This window comes from Vreelandella rituensis (assembly GCF_003336665.1).
Taxonomy (GTDB): domain Bacteria; phylum Pseudomonadota; class Gammaproteobacteria; order Pseudomonadales; family Halomonadaceae; genus Vreelandella; species Vreelandella rituensis.
In genome coordinates, this window is the sequence record NZ_QPIJ01000173.1 from 1 (window position 1) to 673 (window position 673).

A 673-nucleotide genomic window follows, 5' to 3' on the forward strand; every position below is an offset into this window, starting at 1 on the left:
TCATGTTACTACCCCCCTCTCTGTATTCTCGGCTCTATCAATGCCTTGCCCTCTTGTGCATCGGCTTGGGCGCCATGGGTATCGTTTTACCCCTGCTTCCTACCACGCCGTTTTTGTTAGTGGCAGCCTGGGCGGCGCCTAAAGGCTCACCCAGACTGGCTAACTGGCTCTGGACGCATCCTCAGCTTAGCTCCATCCTGATTGCCTGGCGCGACCAGCGAGCCGTTCCCCGACGTGCTAAAAATACCGCCTGTGTATTACTGATAGTCAGCTGGGGTACATTAGTGATGGTGGGTTCACCTCTGCCAGTCCTGGCCTTTACCGGTATCCTGTTTACCGTTGTTGCCACCTTTGTGTTGACCCGGCCTACGGTTCAGCTCCCTTGAGCTCTTTTTCTTCGCGCATGACAGGTTACCCAGATTATGCATATCACCCGCTATACCGATTATTCACTGCGTGTACTGCTGTTCGTGGCCCTGAAAGGCGAAGAACGCTCGACGATCCGCGAGATCGCCGAGCGCTATGATATTTCCCGCAATCACTTGATGAAGGTGGTGCAAGAACTCAACCACAAGGGCTACCTGCAGGCAATACGCGGCAAGCAAGGCGGCCTGTTGCTGGGGCGAGCACCCGAAGACATCAATATCGGCGCCCTGGTACGCGACACCGAGCA

2 protein-coding genes are annotated in these 673 nt (G+C 55.6%); both read left to right on the plus strand.

The genetic code is table 11. The features are described 5' to 3' along the window. Positions 1 to 386 (plus strand): YbaN family protein (locus tag DU506_RS21350; protein WP_114488806.1); only part of this gene is annotated, 386 nt, incomplete at its 5' end. Between the two features lie 36 nt (positions 387 to 422). Continuing rightward, on the plus strand, positions 423 to 673 hold a 251-nt coding region (locus tag DU506_RS21355; protein WP_114488807.1), incomplete at its 3' end, for an RrF2 family transcriptional regulator.